The sequence below is a fragment of the bacterium genome, assembly GCA_030654305.1.
Taxonomy (GTDB): domain Bacteria; phylum Krumholzibacteriota; class Krumholzibacteriia; order LZORAL124-64-63; family LZORAL124-64-63; genus PNOJ01.
Genome location: JAURXS010000326.1, coordinates 1 through 19,652 on the forward strand (window position 1 = coordinate 1; position 19,652 = coordinate 19,652).

Consider the following 19,652-nt stretch of genomic DNA (forward strand, 5'->3'; position numbering starts at 1 on the left):
CGCGCGCCGCTCCCAGCGGTCCAGGATCAGCACGTCGAGGTGCCGGGGCAAGCCGGCGGTCTGGTGCGCGTCTTCGAGCAGCACGATGTCGCAACCGGGCGCCTCGCGCAGCAGGAAGGCGAGGCCCTGCCGCCGCCGGCGCGCCTGGACGACGGGCTCCGCGGGCAGGGCGGCCGCCAACAGCCGCGCCTCGTCGCCGCAGTCCGGATCGCCGGGTCGCACGCGCAGGGGCCCCGCGGCGCGGCCCCCGTGGCCGCGGGTCAGCACGGCCGCGCGCAGCCCCGCGGCGGACAGCCGCCGGGCGAGGTCCAGCACCACCGGCGTCTTGCCGGTGCCGCCGGCGACGAGGTTGCCCACCGAAACGAGGAAGGGCCGCGCCTCCGGCACGCCGCGCGACGACAGGCGCCGCCGCAGCTCGGCATCGCCCCAAGCGTCGGACCAGGGCTCGATCCAGGCGGCGAGTCGCGGCAACCGGGTCTCCCAGCGCCGCCAGGCGTCCTCGACGCGTCCCCTCGCCCCGCCGCGCAGATCGAGGACCGCGCCGCGGAAATGGGTGCCGGACGTCATGCGCCGCTCCTCTCGCCCCGCAGCCAGGCTCCCAAGTTCGAGGCGACCGCCGCGCAGGACGCAGCTTCGGCCTCGCGCGGGACGCGCACGTCCGCGCCTTCCTCGATCGCCACCGTCGCCCAGGGCAGCGGGACGATCGTCCGGTCCCAGGTCCGCAGCGACAGGTGGCGTCCCGGACGGGCGCGCAGCGGCACGATCGGCGAGCCCGACAGGCGGGCCAGCAGGACCGCGCCCTCGTGCACGGTCCCGAACGGACCGCGCGGGCCGTCCACGGCCAGACCGACGGCGCCGCCGCGGCGCAGGACTTCCAGCAGGGAACGCAGGGCGTCGGCGCCGTCCCTGCCGGTCGAGCCCCTCACGAAGCCGAACCCGTCGGACCCGAGCGTGCGGATCAGGATGTCGCCGTCGCGGCTCTGGCTGACCAGCAGCGAGGCCCGCGCCGGCTGCACGTGCAGCGCGGCCGGGATCATGTCGCGGTGGAGGCTGGCGAAGATGATCGCCCCTCGTCGCGACGTCCCCGCGGCGGGGGCGCGGCGCACGGTGGTCGCCAGCAGGCGCCAGGCGGGGCGCGCCAGCGCGAGCTTCAGGGACTGGGACGCGCCGGCGCTCATCGCCCGTCCCCGGTCCGCTCGCGCAGCAGGGACACGGCCTCGTCGGCGGCGCGGTCCCAGAAGCCGGCGCCGCCGAGGCGCTCGCGCAGTTCGTCCACGCCGGAGGCGAAGCGCGCCCGCCGCGCGCCCGACGCCAGCCAGTCCTGCAGGTCGGCGGCCAGGGCCGCGGGTCGCGCCGCGTCCTGGACGAACTCGCGCACCAGCGGGCGTTCCGTCGGGCGCTCCAGCACCAGGTTGGCCAACCCGATCCAGTCCAGGCGCACCAGGCGGCGGGCCAGGGCGTAGGTCAGCGGTGAGGTGCGGTAGACCAGGGCGTGCGGCACGCCGGCCAGCGCGACCTCGAGCGAGGCCGTGCCGCTGCAGACCAGCGCCAGGTCGAGATCGCGCGTCAGGGAGGCCAGCGGCTCCCCGCTGACGCTCAGGCCGTCGCCGGGGTCGTCAGGCACGGGCGCCCCGGGAGCGCGGCTGACGACGCCCCGCAGCACGCGTCCCGGCGAGTCCGCCCGCAGGCGGACGAAGGCCTCGCGCAGCACCGGCAGCAGCGCGCGCACTTCCTGGGCGCGGCTGCCCGGCAGCAGCCCGATCGTCAGCGGCGCCGCGGGATCGAGCAGGCGCTCCTCGCGCCGCCGGCGCGCGCGGTCGACCTCCGACTTGGGGTGGTCCTCGACCAGGGGGTGCCCGAGGGAGACGGCCGGGATGCCGCGGGCCCGGAAGTACCGCTCCTCGAAGGGCAGCACGACCCCGAGGCGGTCCACCGCGCGGCGCACGCCGCCGGCCCGCCAGGCGCCCCAGGCCCAGAGCTGCGGCGCGATCAGGTAGAAGACGGGCACGCCGGCACCGCGGGCGTGCCGGGCGATCCCGAGGTTGAAGCCTGGGTAGTCGACGGGCAGGAAGAGGTCCACGTCGCCGCCGGAGAGCAGGTCGCGCAGCCGCCGGCGGGCCGTCAGCAGGACCGGCAGCGCCCCGAGCACCTCGCCCAGACCCATCACCGACAGGCGGTCGGACGGCTGCACGATCTCGGCCCCGGCCGCGCGCAGCGCGTCGCCCCCGAGGGCCGAGAAGCGCGCGTCGGGCAGACGCCCGCGCAGGGCCGTCAGCAGCGCCGCGCCGTAGCGGTCGCCGCTCGCCTCGCCGCAGGACAACAGGATGTGCGGGGACTTGGCGGCCGGGCGGGTCGTCACCGGTTTCCCCCGGGATCCGACGGCGCCTTCGCGGCGCCGTCTCCGGTTGGGCTGGCCGCCGTCAGCGGACGATGCCGCGCTCGGAACGGCGGATGAAGGCCATCAGCTCCTCGATGTAGGGGTCGAGGGTGCAATCCAGGGCGATCCGCTCCAGGGCCTGGCTCACGTTCAGGCCGCTGCGGAACAGCAGGCGGTAGGCGTTCTTGAGGTTCAGCAGCGTCGCCTCGTCGAAGCCGCGGCGCTTCAGGCCCACGCTGTTGAGGCCGTGGACCTCCACCGGGTTGCCGGCGACCCGGATGTAGGGCGCCACGTCCTGCGCCATGCGGCTGCCGCCGCCGATGAAGGCGTGCTCGCCGATGCGCACGAACTGGTGGACGGGGGTCATGCCGCCGACGATGGCCCAGCGGCCGATCTCGACGTGCCCCGCCAGGTTCACCGCGTTGGCCAGGATGCAGTGGTCCTGGATCAGGCAGTTGTGGGCCACGTGCACGTAGGCCATCAGCATGTTGCCGTCGCCGATGCGGGTCTTCTCGTTATCGCCGGTCGCGAGGTGGACGGTGACATACTCGCGGATGACGTTGTTGTCGCCGATCTCGACGTAGCTGAGCTCGCCGCGGTACTTGAGGTCCTGCGGCTCGGTGCCGATCGCCGCGCCGTGGAAGATGCGGTTGCCGCGGCCGAGCGTGGTGTGGCCCTCGATCAGCACCGTGGAGCCGATCTCGCACTCGGGGCCGATCTCGACGTGGGGGCCGATGATGGCGAAGGGGCCCACCTTGACGCCGTGACCGAGGCGGGCGTCGGGATGGACCACCGCGGTCGGGTGGATCTCGGGCGGTCGGACCGGCCTGATCTCGCCCGCGCGCTTGATGATCGGATTCGCCACGTTGATCCTCCCCGGGACCGTTCAGCGGTCCACGATCGTCGACATGAGGTCGGCCTCGGCCACCAGTTCGCCGTCCACGAAAGCGCAGCCCCGCATCTTGCAGAGGGGGCCCCGCAATTTCACGAGTTCCAGCTCGAAACGGATCTGGTCTCCGGGCGTGACCGGACGCCGGAATCTTGCACCGTCGATCCCGCTGAAGTAAACAAGTTTCGTCTCCGGGTGGTCCACGCTGCTCATCAGCAGCACGCCGCCGACCTGGGCCATGGCCTCGGTGATCAGGACCGCCGGCATGATCGGATGGCCGGGGAAATGCCCCACGAAGAACGGCTCGTTGATCGACACGTTCTTGATGCCCACGACCCGTTTGCCGGTCTCCAGTTCCAGGATGCGGTCCACCAGCAGCAGCGGGTAGCGGTGCGGCATCACCTTCATGATCGAGGCGATGTCCCAGTAGACGGGCGCGCGGGACGGGTAGATCCGCGTGCCGCGCCGCTCCTTCTCCGCGAGCAGGGACGCCAGCCTGATGTTGGCGTCGTGGCCGGAACGCCGCGCCGTCACGTGTCCCTGCAGCGGCACGCCCACCAGCGCCAGGTCGCCGATCAGGTCCAGGATCTTGTGGCGCACGAATTCGTCCGGGAAGCGCAACGGCGTGTCGTTGAGCAGCTGCCCGTCGGCCACGACCATGGCGTTGTCCAGGGTGCCGCCCTTGCCCAGCCCCATGGCCTTGAGCTTCTCGACGTCGCGCTGCAGGGCGAAGGTGCGGCAGGGGGCGATCTCGCGCCGGTAGACTTCCGGCGTGATCAGGAAGGAAGCGACCTGCACCCCGATCAGGGGGTCGTCGTAGTCGATGTGGAAGGTGACGCGCAGGCCGTCGTCGGGGGCCACCTCCAGCGACACGTCACCGTCGCGGTAGCTGACGGGCACGTCGACCCGGTAGAAGGCCGCGGGCAGGCCCTGGTCCACGATCCCGGCCTCGTCCAGCAGGGCCACGAACTCCAGCGTGCTGCCGGCGCGGGGCTCCGGGGGTTCGGGCCCGTCCAGCTCGACGTAGCAGTTGGTGACGCCCATGCCGCTCAGGGCGGACAGCACGTGTTCCACGGTCAGGATGCGGGCACCGCCGCGCTCGAGCGTGGTGTTGCGCACGCCGTGGTGGCCCGCCGGCACGCACTCGGCACGGGCCGGGATCTCCACCCGTCCGTCGGGTCCCGGCACGCGGAACACCAGGCCGGTGTTGGGCGGCGCCGGGCAGAAGGCGACCACGGCTTCGGAGCCGGAATGCAGCCCCCGTCCGGTCATCGCCACGCGGCGGCCCAGTGTCTTCTGCAGGATGAGCACGTCGGTCTTCCTCCCCCGCGTCAGTCGTCGCGCACGGCGTCGGCCGGCTTGCCCTCGCGGCGACGCCCCAGCGCGGCCTCGACCTTCGCCAGGCGCTGGAACAGCTCCGGCAGGCGGTGCGTGAGGGCCACGACCTTGAAACCCTTGCGGAACTCGATCGCCGGGTAGCCGAAGATCGACTGCCCGGCGGGCACGTCGCGGGTGATCCCGCTCTTGGCCGCCACCTTGACCCCGTCCCCCAGCTCCAGGTGGTCGGCCATGCCGACCTGTCCGCCCAGCGTGACCCCGTCTCCCAGGCGGCAGCTGCCCGAGATCCCGCTCTGGGCCGAGATCGCGCAGTGGCGGCCCACCGTCACGTTATGGGCGATCTGGACCTGGTTGTCCAGCTTGGTGCCCTCGCCGACGCTGGTCACGCCGGTGGTGGCGCGGTCGATGCACGTGTTGGCACCGACCTCGACCCGCGCACCGAGCACGACGATCCCGATCTGCGGGATCTTCACCAGGCCCGCGCGGCCGGGATGGAAGCCGAAACCGTCGCTGCCGACCACGGCCCCGCCGTGCAGGATCACCTCGTCGCCCAGGACGCAGCGCTCCCTCACCTGCGCCGCCGCGTGCAGCAGGCAGCGCCGGCCCAGGACCGCGTCCGCCTCGACCACCACGTGGGGGCCCAACCGGCAGCCCGCGCCGATCCTGGCGCCGGGACCCACCACGCAGTAGGGCCCCAGGGCGACGTCGGGGGCCAGCTCGGCGGTCGGGTCCACCACGGCCGTCGGGTGGCGGCCGTCGGGAAACACGCGCGACAGGGGCGGCGCGTACAGGGCCAGGACCTGCGTGAAGACGGCCCGGGGATCGTCGGCCCGCAGCGTCGGCAACGGGCACGGCACGCCGGGGCGCACCACGACGGCGGCGGCGGCGGCGCCCGCCAGTCCGGACTCGCGCTGGCGGTCGACCGCGAAGGTGAGGTCACCGGGACCGGCGTCCTCGAACCCGGCCACCCCCAGGATCTCCGGGTCGTCCGGCCCCTCCCAGGGCACGCCCAATCGTGCAGCGAGTTCGCTCAGTCGGTAGCCCATGCGGCCGGATCCCCGATCATGAAACGGCCCCGCTCCGTCCGGTTCGCGAACGAAGGGGGGCGCGTCGCTCGTTGAAAAAGACGATCAAAATGTCGTGCGGCGGACCCCGGGTGTCAACCGAAAACAGTCCTCACTTCTCCGTGCCGCTGACCAGGGCCGACAGGACCTCGTCGGTCAGGTCCACCTCGGCGTCGATGTACAGGGTGGTCAGCGAGGCGGCGTCCACGATGATCCCGTACCCCTGCTCCTTGCCGATCCGTTCGGCGATGAGCTTCACCTGGTCGATGATGGGCTGGATCTTGGCCTTGTACTCGCTCTCGGCGCGACCCTCGAGGCCCTGCCGGAACTGGTAGTAGTCCGCCTTCTGGCTCTCGAACTCCTGCATCTTCACGCGCAGGGCGTCCTCCCCCAGCAGCATCCGTTGGCTTTCGATCTGCTCGGCGGCGCGCTGCAGGTCCTTCTCGCGGTCGCTGATGTCCTGCTCCAGGCCCTGCAGGAACTTCTGGTACTGGGCCTGCGCGTCGCGGGCCGCGCCGTACTCCTGGACGATGCGCTCGGAATCGACCACCGCCAGGGGCTTGGCCTCCTTGGCGGCGGCGCCCAGGGGCGCCAGCAGGCAGGCGAGGCAGAGCGCGGCGGCGGCGCGTGAGATCGGGTTGCGGTTCATGATACCTCCGGCGCCGAGGGGCGCGTTGTCCGGCGTCCTAGAAGAAGGTGCCGAAGTTGAAGTGCGGTTCCCAGCCGGCCCCGCCGGCGCGATCGAACCCGTAGCCGTAGTCGAAGCCGATCGTGCCCATCATGGGCACCTCGACGCGCACACCGAAGCCGGCGCCCTTGCGCAGGTTCGTGAAGTCGGCCTCGGTGAAGCTGTTCCAGGTATCGCCCTGGTCGACGAAACCTAGCAGTTGGACGGCCTTCGTCAAGGGATAGAGGATCTCGGCGTTCATGATCGTGTAGAAGCGCCCGCCGATGAAGCCGGGGTTGCCCCGGGGCACGACCTCCAGGTCCCGGTACCCCCGCAGCGGGTAGATCCGGTTGCCCCCGAGGCGGAACTTCTCGTAGTCCGGCACGCCGTCCGCCGAACCCAGGCCCACGATCAGGCCCAGCGAGGTGCGCAGGTTCAGGGCGAAGCCCCCGGGCAGCTTCTGGAAGTAGGACTGCTTGAGCTCGTGCTTGTGGTAGTCGATCTCGCCGCCGAGCAGGCCGCCCGACAACTCGGCGCTGTAGGTGGTCTTCGAGCCCTGCGTCGGGAAGAAGGGGTTGTCGGTGGAGTTGCGCGACAGGCTCAGGGTCACCGAGCTCTTGGTGCGCGGCCAGTCGACCGCGTCGAGGCGCTCGTAGGGGATGCCGTCGGCGCCGATCTGGTCCTCGAGCACATCCAGGTAGTTCACGTAGGCCGAACTGAAGTTCGACAGGCGCGTCTCGGACAGCTCGTAGCGCAGGCCGACGCGCGAGTAGCGCGTGCCGGGGATGCGGCGGCCGAGGCGCAGGGCGAGCCCCTTGACGCGGCTCTCGTAGAAGTCGTCGAAGTTGTACTGGTAGCGGTCGAAGAGGTCGGCCCCGACCAGCGTCGGCGTGCCGCGGAACCAGGGCTCGGTGAAGTTCAGGTCGACGTAGCGCTGCCGCGAGCCGAACTGCCAGGCCACGCCCAGGTTCTGGCCGCGGCCGCGGAAGTTGGTCTCCTGGACCTGGATGAACCCGGTCGCCGAGGTCTGGGCGCTGTACGCCATGCCGAACGAGAACTGCCCGGTCTGCTTCTCCTTGACCTTCATCACCAGGTCGATGTCGCCTTCGGTGTCGGCGGGCGCGAAGTCGACCTGCACGTCCTCGAAGAAGCCCAGCTGGAAGATGTCGCGCTGCGACAGGCCGACCAGGGAGTTGCTGAACACGTCCCCCGGGAAGACCTGCATCTCGCGCAGGACCACGGCGTCGTGGGTCTTCAGGTTGTCGACGACCTGGACGCTGCGCACCCGCGCCGGCGAGCCCTCCTGGAAGCGGAAGGTGAGGCCCACCACCTGGTCGCGGATGTGCCGCTCCGGCTCGATGGTGATGTAGATGTAGCCCGAGTCCCAGTACAGCGAGTGCAGGGCCTGCAGGGTCTCCTGGTACTCGCCCTCGCGGAAGGTCCGGCCCTTCTCCAGCGTGATCAGCCGCGCGACGGCGATGTCGTCGTAGACGACGTTGCCCTCCCAGTTCACGTCGCCGACGCTGTAGAGCGGGCCCTCGGTGACGCGCAGGGTCAGGTCGACCTTCTCGCGGTCCTCGACGAAGGCCAGCTCGTCCGCGTCGACCGTCGCGTCGAGGTAGCCGTGGTCCTGGTACCAGGCGACGATGCGCGCCTTGTCCTCCTCGAACTGCTGCTTCTTGAAGGTGGCGCTCTTCAGGAAGCCGCCCGTGGACTGCTTCATCTGCTTGCGCAGCTGCTCGTCGGTGAAGACCGCGTTCCCCTCGAACTCGATGCGGCGGGCCTTGATCTTGCCGCCCTCGTCGATCGTCACCACGACCGTCTCGAGGTTGCCGGCGTCCACCGTCGAGGAGTCGAGGTGGGCGGTCATGCTGTAGTAGCCCTTCTCCTGGTAGAGGACGCGCAGCGGTTCGAGCTCGCGGGTCAGCACCGCCGGGTTGGCGAACTGCCCCACCGCCGGCGGGTACGCCGTGCGCAGGTCCTCCTCCTTGACCTTCTCGTTGCCGCGGAAGACCACCTGCCGGATGCGGGGGAACTCCTGCAGGTTGATCGTGAGGCGCACGCCCGACGCCTCGACCTGCCGGTAGACCCGCACGTCGGCGAACTTGCCGGTGGCGAAGAGGTTGCGGATGGCCGCGGCCACCAAGTCGGCCGAGTACTCGCGCCCCTCCTCCAGTTCCGACCACGACGCCACCTGGCGCGCGCCGACGGTCCGGGCGCCGACCACCTCGATGGCCGTGATCGGGGCGGCGGCGGCCGCGCCCGCCAGGCAGACGGCGACGATCGCCAGGACGGACGCGCGCGGGGTCCAGTGGAGGTTCATCCCGTCTTTCCGGTTCGAGGTGCGGGGCAGCCGCGGAAAACCGGGGCATGGTAGCAGAGGGGGCGCCCCCCGGCAACAGCGCAGCGCGCCGTCGGCGGGTTCAACGCGCGGCCGCCCGCGGGGTTCCCCCGAATGTGGACGCCGGCGCCCCCGAACGCAAGAGCGGGGAGCCGCCGGCTCCCCGCCCAAGATCCCGCTGCGGTCCGGGTCAGGCCCCGGCGACCGGGTCCACCGTCAGGGCCGCCGGCGCCCCGATCTCCGGGAGCGCCTCGATGGCGAAGGTGAGCTTGTCGTTGCCGGCGTCGACGTGCAGCACGCTCCCGCTGCGGATCTCGCCGCGCAGCAGCTTCTCGCTCAACGGGTCCTCGACGTACTTCTGGATCGCGCGGCGCAGGGGTCGCGCGCCCTGCTCGGGATCGTAGCCCACGCGGCAGAGGAAGTCCTTCGCCGCCGGCGAGAACTCGAACACGATCGCCATGTTCTTGAGCCGCTTGTTCACGTCCAGGAGCATGATCTCGACGATGTCGTGCATCTCCTTCTGACCCAACGAGTTGAAGAAGATCAGCTCGTCGACGCGGTTCAGGAACTCGGGGCTGAAGGTGCGCTTGAGGTCCTGGTCGACCACCGCGCGCAGGCGCGTGTCGTGGTAGCCCTTCTGCTCGGAATCGAAGCCCAGGGGCTTGCTCTCCTTGGCCCGGCGGCTGCCCACGTTCGAGGTCATGATCAGGACCGTGTTCTTGAAGTCGACGGTGCGGCCGAAGCTGTCGGTCAGCTGGCCGTCCTCGAGGACCTGCAGCAGGATGTTGAAGACGTCGTGGTGCGCCTTCTCGATCTCGTCCAGCAGGATCACCGCGTACGGCTTGCGGCGCACCTTCTCGGTGAGCATGCCGCCCTCGTCGTAGCCGACGTAGCCCGGGGGCGCGCCGACCAGCCGCGAGACGGAGAACTTCTCCATGTACTCGCTCATGTCCACGCGGATGAGCGACGTCTGGTCGCCGAACATGAACTCGGCGAGGCGCCGCGCCACCTCGGTCTTGCCGACGCCGGTGGGACCGGTGAACAGGAAGGAACCGATGGGGCGGCGGGGGTCGCGCAGGCCGGCGCGGTTGCGCCGGATCGCCTTGGAGACGGCGTCGAGCGCGCCGGCCTGGCCGATGATCCACTTGCCGAGCTCTTCCTCCATGCGCAGGAGCTTGCGGGTCTCCTCCTCCTCCACCTCGGACACCGGGATGCCCGTGATGTCGGCGATGACGCGGCAGACCAGGCGGGTGTCGACGATGGCGGCGCTGTCGCTCGACTCGACCTTCCAGTTCTTCTTCAGGTCCCCGAGCTGGCGCTTGAGCTCCTTCTCCTCGTCGCGGAAGCGGGCGGCCTTCTCGAACTCCTGGGCCTGGATGGCGGCCTCCTTCTCCTTGACCACCTCGTTGATCTGGGTCTCCATCTGGCGCAGGTCGGGCGGCACCACGGCCATCGACAGGCGGGCCCGCGAGCCGGCCTCGTCGATCACGTCGATCGCCTTGTCGGGCAGGGCGCGGCTGGAGATGTAGCGGTTGCTCAGCCAGACGGCGGCCTTGATCGCGTCGTCGTCGAACTTGACGCGGTGGTGGGCCTCGTAGCGGTCGCGCAGGCCGAAGAGGATGGCGACGGTCTCCTCCTCGCTCGGCGGGTTGACGATCACGGTCTGGAAGCGGCGCTCCAGCGCCCCGTCCTTCTCGATGTGCTTGCGGAACTCGTCCATCGTCGTGGCGCCGATGCACTGGATCTCGCCGCGCGAGAGCGCCGGCTTGAGCATGTTCGAGGCGTCGATGGCGCCCTCGGCGCCGCCCGCCCCGACGATCGTGTGCAGTTCGTCGATGAACAGGATGATGTGCTCGTTCTCGCGGATCTCGGCCATGATCTGCTTGAGGCGCTCCTCGAACTGGCCGCGGTACTTGGTGCCGGCCACCACGCTGGCGAGGTCGAGGGTGACGATCTCCTTGTCCCGCAGCGTGCCCGGGACCTTGCCCTCCACGATGCGCGAGGCGAGGCCCTCGGCGATGGCGGTCTTGCCCACGCCGGGGTCGCCGATCAGCACCGGGTTGTTCTTCTTGCGGCGCGAGAGGATCTGGATCACGCGCTCGATCTCGCGGTTGCGGCCGATGGTCGGGTCGAGCTTGCCGTCGCGGGCCATGTCGGTGAGGTTGCGGCCGAACTGGTCGAGGACCGGCGTCTCCTGCTTCTTGACGGCCTTGTCGGCGTCGGCGGGGCGCTCGACCGTGCCCAGCATCTTCAGGACCTCGCGGCGGACCTTCTCGTGGTCGGCGCCCAGCTCCTGCAGGACGCGCGCGGCGACGCCCTCCCCCTCCTTGATCAGGGCCAGCAGGAGGTGTTCGGTGCCCACGTAGTTGTGGTTGTGGATGCGGGCCTCATCGATGGAGATCTCCAGCACGCGCTTGGCGCGCGGCGTGAACGGGATCTCGCCGATGGTGATCGTCCCGCTCTGCGGGTTGACGATCTCCTCGATCGACTGCTGGATCTGCACGAAGTCGACGCCGAGGCGCTGCAGCACCCGCGCGGCGATGCCCTCGCCCTCGCGGATGATCCCCAGCAGCAGGTGCTCGGTGCCGATGTAGTCGTGCTGCATCCGGCCGGCCTCGTCACGGGCCAGGAACAGGACCTTGCGCACTCTCTGGGTGAAGCGGTCGTTCATGCTCTCGCGCCTCCGTTCGCCGTACTGGCCGCCGAATGGCGGGGGACCCTCCGGTCGCCGCGCTCAATATACAGCAGGCCGCCCGCCGGGACCACCGGCGGGGGTGCTCCCGGACGTTATCGGTCGGAGCCGGACGGGCTTGAGCGCGCGCCGGTCAGCCCAGGCCGGCGGGAGCCGCGGCCAGGCATCCGTCGCGCAGTTCCAGGATGCGGTCGGTGCGGGCGGCCAGGGACAGGTCGTGGGTCACCACGATCAGGGAGCTGCCCTCGTCCCGGCCCAGGGCCAGCAGCAGGTCGGCCAGCTCGCGGCCCTTCTGCAGGTCCAGGTTGCCGAAGGGCTCGTCGGCGAGCACGAGCCGCGGCGCGTTCATGTAGGCTCGGGCCACCGCGACGCGCTGCTGCTCGCCGCCGGACAGCTCGCCGGGAAGGTGGCCGGCGCGGTCGGCCAGGCCCATCCGGTCCAGCAGCGACAGCGCCCGCGCGCGCGCCGGCGCCCCGGCCTCGCCGCGCAGCCGCGCCGGCATCAGGACGTTCTCCAGGGCGGAGAAATCCGGCAGCAGGAAGTGGAACTGGAAGACGAAGCCGACGCAGGCGCGGCGCCAGTCGGCCCAGCCGTCGGCGTCCAGGCCGGTCAGCGGCTTCCCCTCGTAGAAGATCTCGCCGGCGGTCGGGGCGTCCAGGCCGCTGACCAGATTCAGGAAGGTGCTCTTGCCGGCGCCGCTGGGGCCGATGATGGCGACGTTCTCCCCGGCCGCCAGCGCGAAGTCGCAGCCCTGCAGGACGGTCACGGTTCCCCCGGCGCGGGGGAAGCTCTTGTCCAGCCGGCGGGCTTCGAGGATGGGTGCCACCGTCGCCTCTCTAGGTGTAGCGGATGATGTCCATGGGCCGCAGCCGGGCGGCCTCGCCGCTGGGCAGCAGCGTCGCCAGCAGGGTGATCACCAGCGCGGCCGCGGCCACGCCCAGGAAGTCGCCCGCCTGGGCCACGACCGGCACGTGGTCCATGAAGTAGACGTCGCCGGGGATGCGGATGCCGACCTTGTCGAGGTACACGGTGCCCAGCCAGCCCAGCAGCGTCCCGAGCGCCGTGCCCCAGAAGCCCACGTAGCACCCCTCGAGCAGGAAGATCGTCTGGATCTGGCGGCGCCGCGCGCCCATGGACAGCAGGATACCGATCTCGCGCCGCCGCTCGCCCACCATCATGGTCAGGATGCCCACGATGTTGAAGGCCGCGACCAGGATCACCAGACCCAGCAGCACGAACATCATGACCTTCTCGTAGCGGACCCAGTCGAAGAGGTTGCGGTTCAGGGCGATCCAGTCGTTGGCGGCGTAGTCGAAGGGACCCAGCTCCCGGCGGATCGCCTCGCCGAGCTCCGGCGCCGCCATCATGTCGGCGGCGCGCACGCCGATCGCCGTCACGCCGTCGGACGCGTAGCCGAAGAACTCCTGCGCGGCCGCCAGCGGCATGTAGACGAAGCGGGCGTCGAAGTCGTAGAGGCCGGTGTCCAGGAAGCCGGCGACCACGAAACGCCGGCTCTCCGACGCCAGGTTCTGCAGGTCGAGCTCGCCGCGGGGCGTGGTGATCACCAGGGTGTCGCCGAGGCCCGCGTAGAGCGAGGCGGCCAGTTCGGCGCCCACCACCACCGCCGGCATGCCGGCGGCGCCGCGCAGGGCGCGGAGGCTGCCCTCGGGCGGCAGCAGGTGCCGCGACAGCGGGGTCACCGCCTCCTGCAGGTCGGGCTCGACGCCCCAGACCACGGCGGCGCGATGCTGGGCCGGCACGCCGCGGCGGCCGAAGCTGGCGACCACCTCCTGGCGCACGAAGGGGGCCACGCCCTCGACGCCGGGTACGGCGCCGATGCGGTCCATGACGGCGCCCACGTCCCGCAGACCCTCGGGACGGGTCGAGACGATCGTCACCATGGGCATGTTGTCGACGAAGGTGCTGCGCAGCTCGACGTGCAGGCCGTTCATGATGGCGAGCGTCAGGTCCAGGACCATGACGCCGATCGTGATGCCGGCGATGGCCGTCACCGTGACCCGGTTGACGAACCGGGACCGGCGGCGGCTGCGCAGGTGGCGGCGGGCGATGTAGAGGGCGAAGCGCATGTCCCGCTCACTCCTCCGGGCGCATGGCCGGGAACAGCAGCACGTCGCGGATCGCGTTGCAGTCCGTGAACAGCATGACCAGGCGGTCGAGGCCGATACCCAGACCGCCGGTCGGCGGCATGCCGATCTCCAGGGCCTCGAGGTAGTCCTCGTCCATGACCTGGGCCTCGTCGTCCCCCTTGTCCCGCAGCACCATCTGGTCGGCGAAGCGGCGGCGCTGCTCGCGCGGGTCGTTCAGCTCGGAGAACGAGTTGCAGATCTCGAAGCCGGCCACGAAGCCCTCGAAGCGCTCGACCAGGGCCGGGTCGTCGCGATGCCCCTTGGCCAGCGGCGACAGCTCCTTGGGGTGGTCCATCACGAAGGTCGGCTGGATGAGGGTCGGCTCGACCAGCTCGCCGAACATCGCGTCGAGGATCTTGTCGGCGCCCATCTCGGGCCGCACCGGCACGCCGAGCCGCTCGGCGTGGGCCCGGATCTCCTCGCGGCCGAGGCCGCGGAAGTCGACGCCGGTCTTCTCCTGCAACCCGTCCAGGAAGCGCAGCCGCCGGAAGCCGCCGTTGAAGTCCAGCTCGTGACCGCCGTAGGAGATGCGCCCGTCGTCGCCGAACTTCTCGGCCAGCTGGCGCATGAGCGTCTCGACCAGTTCCATCATGTCATGGTAGTCCCAGTACGCCGCGTAGCACTCCATCATCGTGAACTCGGGGTTGTGGGTGCGGTCCATCCCCTCGTTGCGGAAGTCCTTGCAGAACTCGAAGACCCGTTCCAGGCCGCCCACGATCAGCCGCTTGAGGTACAACTCGTCGGCGATGCGCAGGTAGAGGCGCTGGTCGAGCGCGTTGTGGTGCGTCGTGAAGGGGCGCGCCGTGGCGCCGCCGTACAGGGGCTGCAGGACGGGCGTCTCGACCTCCAGGAAGTCCCGGTCGATCAGGAAGCGGCGCACGTGGTCCAGCAGCGCCGAGCGCCGGCGGAAACGGTCGCGGGACTCCGGGTTCATGATCAGGTCGAGGTGGCGCTTGCGGCTGCGCAGCTCGAGGCTCATGTCGTGGAACTTCTCGGGCAGGGGGCGCAGGGACTTCGCCAGCAGCTGCCAGGCGGCGACGTGCACCGTCAGCTCGCCGGTGTTGGTCCGGAAGAGCTTCCCCGAGACGCCGATCAGGTCGCCCAGGTCCAGCAGCTTCTTGAAGGCCTCGTAGTCCTCCTCGCCGAGGTCGTCGCGCCGGGCGTAGATCTGGATGCGGCCCTCGCCGTCCTGCAGCGGCAGGAAGATCGTCTTGCCGGCGCTGCGCTTGGCCATGATGCGGCCGGCGATGCGGACCTCGGCGCCGGCGGCCGTGAGGGCGGCCTCGTCCGCGGCCAGGCCGGCGCTGGTGTGCGTGCGGTCGTAGCGGTACGGGTAGGGCTCGCCGCGCGCGGCGAGCGCCTCCAGCTTGCGCAGGCGCTCCTCGACCAGGCGGTGCAGGGGCTGCGGCTCGTTCTCGGACACGGGGCCTCCTCGGCCGCTCAGCGGGCGGCGCGGCTGGTCTGGCGCAGGTACGCGTCGATGAAGGGCTCGAGGTCGCCGTCCAGGACGCCGACGGCGTTGCCCGTCTCCTGTTCGGTGCGGTGGTCCTTGACCTTGGTGTAGGGCTGCAGCACGTAGGAGCGGATCTGGCTGCCCCAGGCGATCTCCATCTTCTCGTCCTCGATGGCCGCCCGCTTCTGGCGCTCCTCCTCCAGCTTCCGCATGTACAGCTTCGCCCGCATCATCGTCAGGGCGCTCTCGCGGTTGCGCAGCTGGGAGCGCTCGCTCTGGCACTGGACCACCAGGCCGGTCGGCAGGTGGGTCATGCGCACGGCGCTGTCGGTCTTGTTGACGTGCTGGCCGCCCGCCCCGCTGGCGCGGAAGGTGTCGATGCGCAGGTCCTGCTCGTTGATCTCCACCTCGACCTCGTCCTCGATGAGCGGGAAGACGAACACCGAGGCGAACGAGGTGTGGCGCCGGCTCTGCGCGTCGAAGGGCGAGATGCGCACCAGGCGGTGCACGCCGGACTCGCTCTTGAGGTAGCCGTAGGCGAACTCGGACTTGATCTCCAGGATGGCGCTCTTGACGCCGGCCTCCTCGCCCGCCTGCAGGTCCAGGACCTCGAAGGCGAGCTTGTTGCGCTCGAGGTAGCGGCGGTACATGCGCAGCAGCATCTCCGCCCAGTCCTGGCTCTCGGTGCCGCCGGCGCCCGGGTGGATCTCCAGCAGGGCGCCGCGCGCGTCGTCCGGCCCGCTGAGCAGGAACTGCGACTCCAGCCGGTCCAGCTGCCGGACCAGCTCGTCGACGCCGTCGCGCACCTCCGCGGCCGCGCCCTCGTCCTGCTCCTGCTGGGCCAGTTCGGCCAGCACCCCGAGGTCGGCGGCCGACGTCTCGGCGGCCGCGACCGGTTCCAGCCAGCTCTTCAGCACGCGCTGGCGGCGGGTCACCTGCTCGGCGGCCGCCCGGTCCTGCCAGAAGCCCGGCTCGGACTGGCGCGCCTGCAGGGCCGCGAATTCCGACTGCAGCTTCGGGAGGTCAAAGCCCCTCCTTCAGGCGCGCGAGCCGGTCCTGCTGGGCGCGGAGTTCGTCGAACTGCTCCTTCATGGCCCCTCCCGGGGTGGCGCGTCCGGGCTGGTCAGCTCCGGCGCGCGGGCGGCGACCAGCGCGCGCACCGCGCGTCGCAGGTCTTCGGGTCCGCCCTCGTTCCTCAAGACGACGTCGGCGCGGGTGTAGGCGCCCAGCAGGGAACGCTGGGCCTCGGCGCGGACGCGGGCCGCCGCGGCGTCGAACCGGCCCGAGGCGGCCAGGCGGCTCACCCTGAGTTCCAGCGGGGCGTCGACCACCACCACCAGATCCACCGGTCCGAACGGCGGAAGCAGAAAGTACACGGCGGCCTCCACGACCGCAAGACCCGGCTCCCTGGCCGCCGCCTCGTGCTCGCGCAGGCGCGCGTCGAGGCGGGCCGCCAGGCGCGGGTGCGTCAGGGCGTTCAGGCGCGCCAGGGCCCCGGGATCGGCGAAGACCAGCGCGGCGACCGCGGCGCGGTCCACCTCGCCCCCGCGCAGCACGTCGGGTCCGAGGGCGGCCGCCACGGCCGCCGGCATCCCCGGTTCCGCGAGCAGGGCCCGACCCTCGGCGTCGGCGTCGACGACCCTCGCCCCCAGCGCGGCCATTTCGGCGACGGCCTGCGACTTGCCCGCGCCGATGGGACCGGTCACCACCCAGCGCCGCAGGAGCCGCCCGTCCGGGCGGCGCGGCTCGACCGTGGGCGGTCGCTCAACCATGGGCCGCCGCCCAGTCGGCGCCGTCGTGCACGTCCACGACCAGGGGCACGGCGAGCGTCGCGACCTGCTCCATGGCCCCACGCACCAGGGCGGAGACGTCCGCGAGCTCGTCGCGCGGAACTTCCAGCAGCAGCTCGTCGTGCACCTGCAGCAGCAGCAGCGCGCGCGAGCCGCCCCGCCGCAGCTCGCCGTCGACGCGCAGCATCGCCTGCTTGATGAGATCGGCGGCGGCGCCCTGGATCGGCGTGTTGACCGCCATGCGCTCGGCCAGGCTGCGCCGGCGCGGGTCGTCGGACGCGATGTCCGGCAACGGCCGCCGCCGGCCCGACATGGTCGTGACGAAGCCGTCGCGGCGGGCGGCCTCGCGCGTCGCCGTCACGTAGTCGCGCACGCCCGGGTACGTCCGGAAGTAGGCGTCGATGAAGGCCGCCGCCTCGCGCACGCTCACCGTGATCCGGCGGGCCAGGGCGCGGGCGCCCATCCCGTAGATCACCCCGAAGTTGATGGCCTTGGCGCGCGAGCGCATCTGCATCGTCACCTCGCCCTCGGGGAGGCCGTTGATCAGGGCCGCCGTGCGGCGGTGCACGTCGCCGGCGGCGTGGAAGGTGGCGATCAGCTCCGCGTCGCCGCTGAGGTGGGCCAGCAGCCGCAGCTCGATCTGCGAGTAGTCGGCCGAGAGGAACACCGCGCCCGGGTCGCGCGGCACGAAGGCGCGCCGGATCAGGCGGCCGTTCTCCGAGCGCACCGGGATGTTCTGCAGGTTCGGATCCGAGGACGACAGGCGCCCCGTCGCCGCCACCGCCTGGTTGAACGAGGTGTGGACCAGGCCGCTGTCCGGGTTCACGAGCTGGACGAGGGCTTCGACGTAAGTGCCCATGAGTTTTGCGAGTTGGCGATGCTCGAGCACCAGGGCGGGCAGCGGGTGCTCCGCCGCGAGGTCCTCGAGGACCGAGACATCGGTGCTCCAGCCCGAGGACGTCTTCTTGGAGGGCTTCAGCTTCAGGCGCTCGAACAGGACGTCGGCCAGCTGCTTCGGGCTCTGCACGTTGAACGGACCGCCGGCCACCTCGTGGATGCGCACCTCGAGATCGGCGAGCTCGGCGCGGAACCGGTCGCCGACCGAGGCCAGGAATCCCGTGTCGACGCGGATGCCGCGGCGCTCCATCCGGTAGAGGACTTCCGAAAGCGGCATCTCGAGGTCGCGGAACAGCCGCTGCAGGTCGGGAGCCGCGGCGAGCTCCGCCGCGAAGACCCCGCGCAGGCGCAGGGTCAGGTCGGCGTCCTCCGCCGCGTAGGTGCAGAGGCGGTCCAGGGGCACGCCCAGGATGTCGCGCACGCGGTCGCCGTCGGCGAAAAGGCCGGCGTACGGGATCGGCGTCGTGCCGAGGCGGTCCCGGGACAGTTCGTCGAGACCGAAGCTCAGGCGCGAGGGGTCCAGCACGTAGGCGGCCACCATGGTGTCGAAGCGGGGGCCGCCCAGGGGCAGGCCGTGGCGGTCGAGGATCCACTCGTCGAATTTCAGGTTCTGGCCCACCTTCTCGCGCGTCGGGTCCGCCAGGACCGGGGCGAGCAGGGGGCGGATCCACGCCAGGTGGTCGATCTCGGCCGCGGCGGCGAAGAGGGAGCCCTGGGCCTCGCCGCGCCGTTCCAGCACCGGGACGTAGACCGCGGCGCCGGGGCGGCAGGCCAGCGAGATCCCCACCAGGCGGGCGCGGTCGGTGCGCAACCCGTCGGTCTCGGTGTCGACGGCCAGGGGCACGCCCGGGGGCAGCGCCGCCAGCCAGGCCGCCAGGTCCTGCGGTGTCGCCAGCAGGCGGTAGTCCGGACCGTCCGGCGTCGCCGGCGGCGCCGGCGAGGACGCGACGGCGGCCGGTGCCGCGTCTGCGGGCGGCGCGGCCGGGGCGTCACGCGGGACGGTCCCGCCGTGCCCGCGCGCGGCCAGCCGGTCGCTCAGCGCCTGGACCTGCCGCAGTCCCAGCTCCGCGAACAGCGCGCGCGAGGCCTCGTTCGCGGGCAGCACCGTGCGCATCGCCGCCCAGTCCGGCGTCAGGGGGACGTGCTCGTCGATGGTGAACAGGCGGCGCGAGAGTTCGACCTGCTCGCGGTTCTCCAGCAGGATGCGGCGCAGGCGCGCGGTGACGCCGGGCCGCCCGAGATCCCGGTACAGCTCGTCGAGCGAGCCGGCTTCGGCCACGAGCTTGGCCGCGGTCTTGATGCCGATGCCGGGGGCGCCGGGGATGTTGTCGCTGCTGTCGCCGCAGAGGGCGAAGATGTCGACCAGCGTGCGCGGCGCCACGCCGAACTCGCGCTGCACCTCCCGCGGCCCGACCTCGATGATCTCGGCGCCGCGCGCCCCGGGCTTGAGCATGCCCGTCCGCTCGTCCAGCAGCTGCTGGAAATCCTTGTCGCCGGTGTAGAACCACACCCGTTCGGCCACGTCGGCGCTGAGGCGGGCCAGCGTCCCCATGAGATCGTCCGCCTCGTAGCCGTCCTGCTCCAGCACCGCGACGCCCCAGGCGGACAGCACCTCCCGCAACCGCGGCAGCTGGGCGGCGAGTTCCGGGGGCATGGGCTTGCGGTTGGCCTTGTAGGCGGGGTACATCGCGTGGCGGAAGACGGGACCGGGGCGGTCGAAGACCACGGCCAGGTGCGACGGCTGCCGCGCCTCGATCACGCGCAGCACGCCCATGCAGAACCCGAAGGCGACCGACGTCGGCTCACCGACCGGCGAGGCGAGCGGCCGGCCCGCGAACGCGAAGTGCGCCCGGTAGACCAGGGCCGAACCGTCGACCAGGATCAGCGACAAGGGAGGTCCTTTCCGCCGCCGTACCGACGGCGCTCGCGGACGTAGGCCGCGACGGCCGGCGGCAGCAGGTCCGCGGCCAGCTCGCCGCGCCGCAGGCGGTCGCGGA

At 71.6% G+C, this 19,652-nt stretch carries 15 protein-coding genes; all 15 read right to left on the reverse strand.

Annotated elements, in window-relative coordinates:
- On the reverse strand, positions 1-567 hold a 567-nt coding region (locus tag Q7W29_09295; protein ID MDO9172013.1), incomplete at its 3' end, for a tetraacyldisaccharide 4'-kinase.
- Positions 564-1,178: a DUF374 domain-containing protein gene (locus tag Q7W29_09300; GenBank protein MDO9172014.1), complete on the reverse strand. Its 615-nt coding sequence runs from the start codon at positions 1,176-1,178 to the stop codon at positions 564-566. The genes Q7W29_09295 and Q7W29_09300, both read right to left, overlap by 4 nt.
- Positions 1,175-2,359, reverse strand: coding sequence for a lipid-A-disaccharide synthase (lpxB, locus tag Q7W29_09305; protein ID MDO9172015.1), 1,185 nt, complete (start codon positions 2,357-2,359; stop codon positions 1,175-1,177). The genes Q7W29_09300 and lpxB overlap by 4 nt, the downstream gene beginning before the upstream one ends.
- A 61-nt stretch (positions 2,360-2,420) precedes the next feature.
- Positions 2,421-3,242, reverse strand: a complete 822-nt coding sequence (gene lpxA / locus Q7W29_09310) for an acyl-ACP--UDP-N-acetylglucosamine O-acyltransferase (GenBank protein MDO9172016.1) — start codon at positions 3,240-3,242, stop codon at positions 2,421-2,423.
- Between the two features lie 21 nt (positions 3,243-3,263).
- Complete coding sequence (gene lpxC / locus Q7W29_09315) at positions 3,264-4,577, reverse strand: UDP-3-O-acyl-N-acetylglucosamine deacetylase (protein MDO9172017.1); 1,314 nt, start codon at positions 4,575-4,577, stop codon at positions 3,264-3,266.
- A gap of 20 nt (positions 4,578-4,597) precedes the next feature.
- Positions 4,598-5,650, reverse strand: a complete 1,053-nt coding sequence (lpxD, locus tag Q7W29_09320; protein ID MDO9172018.1) for a UDP-3-O-(3-hydroxymyristoyl)glucosamine N-acyltransferase — start codon at positions 5,648-5,650, stop codon at positions 4,598-4,600.
- A gap of 130 nt (positions 5,651-5,780) precedes the next feature.
- On the reverse strand, positions 5,781-6,317 hold the full coding sequence (locus Q7W29_09325) for an OmpH family outer membrane protein (GenBank protein ID MDO9172019.1): 537 nt from the start codon (positions 6,315-6,317) through the stop codon (positions 5,781-5,783).
- A 37-nt stretch (positions 6,318-6,354) separates the two neighbouring features.
- The gene (gene bamA / locus Q7W29_09330) at positions 6,355-8,658 is read right to left on the reverse strand and encodes an outer membrane protein assembly factor BamA (GenBank protein MDO9172020.1); all 2,304 of its coding nucleotides are present in this window, start codon (positions 8,656-8,658) and stop codon (positions 6,355-6,357) included.
- A 208-nt stretch (positions 8,659-8,866) separates the two neighbouring features.
- Complete coding sequence (locus Q7W29_09335) at positions 8,867-11,347, reverse strand: ATP-dependent Clp protease ATP-binding subunit (protein MDO9172021.1); 2,481 nt, start codon at positions 11,345-11,347, stop codon at positions 8,867-8,869.
- Positions 11,348-11,501: 154 nt separating this feature from the next.
- Positions 11,502-12,194: an ABC transporter ATP-binding protein gene (locus Q7W29_09340; protein MDO9172022.1), complete on the reverse strand. Its 693-nt coding sequence runs from the start codon at positions 12,192-12,194 to the stop codon at positions 11,502-11,504.
- Positions 12,195-12,204: 10 nt separating this feature from the next.
- Positions 12,205-13,455, reverse strand: a complete 1,251-nt coding sequence (locus tag Q7W29_09345) for an ABC transporter permease (GenBank protein MDO9172023.1) — start codon at positions 13,453-13,455, stop codon at positions 12,205-12,207.
- A gap of 7 nt (positions 13,456-13,462) precedes the next feature.
- Entirely contained in the window at positions 13,463-14,938 is a 1,476-nt protein-coding gene (lysS, locus tag Q7W29_09350; protein ID MDO9172024.1) for a lysine--tRNA ligase, read from the reverse strand.
- A gap of 17 nt (positions 14,939-14,955) precedes the next feature.
- Positions 14,956-16,060 (reverse strand): peptide chain release factor 2 gene (gene prfB / locus Q7W29_09355; protein MDO9172025.1). Its coding sequence is split into 2 segments (ribosomal slippage): positions 14,956-15,993 and positions 15,995-16,060, totalling 1,104 coding nucleotides; the frame shifts between segments, so codons are not numbered across the junction.
- Positions 16,057-16,740 (reverse strand): dephospho-CoA kinase, encoded by a 684-nt coding sequence (gene coaE / locus Q7W29_09360; GenBank protein ID MDO9172026.1) that lies wholly within the window; start codon positions 16,738-16,740, stop codon positions 16,057-16,059. Before coaE ends, prfB begins: the two co-directional genes overlap by 4 nt.
- Positions 16,733-19,546, reverse strand: a complete 2,814-nt coding sequence (polA, locus tag Q7W29_09365; protein MDO9172027.1) for a DNA polymerase I — start codon at positions 19,544-19,546, stop codon at positions 16,733-16,735. The genes coaE and polA overlap by 8 nt, the downstream gene beginning before the upstream one ends.
- Between the last annotated feature and the right edge of the window lie 106 nt (positions 19,547-19,652).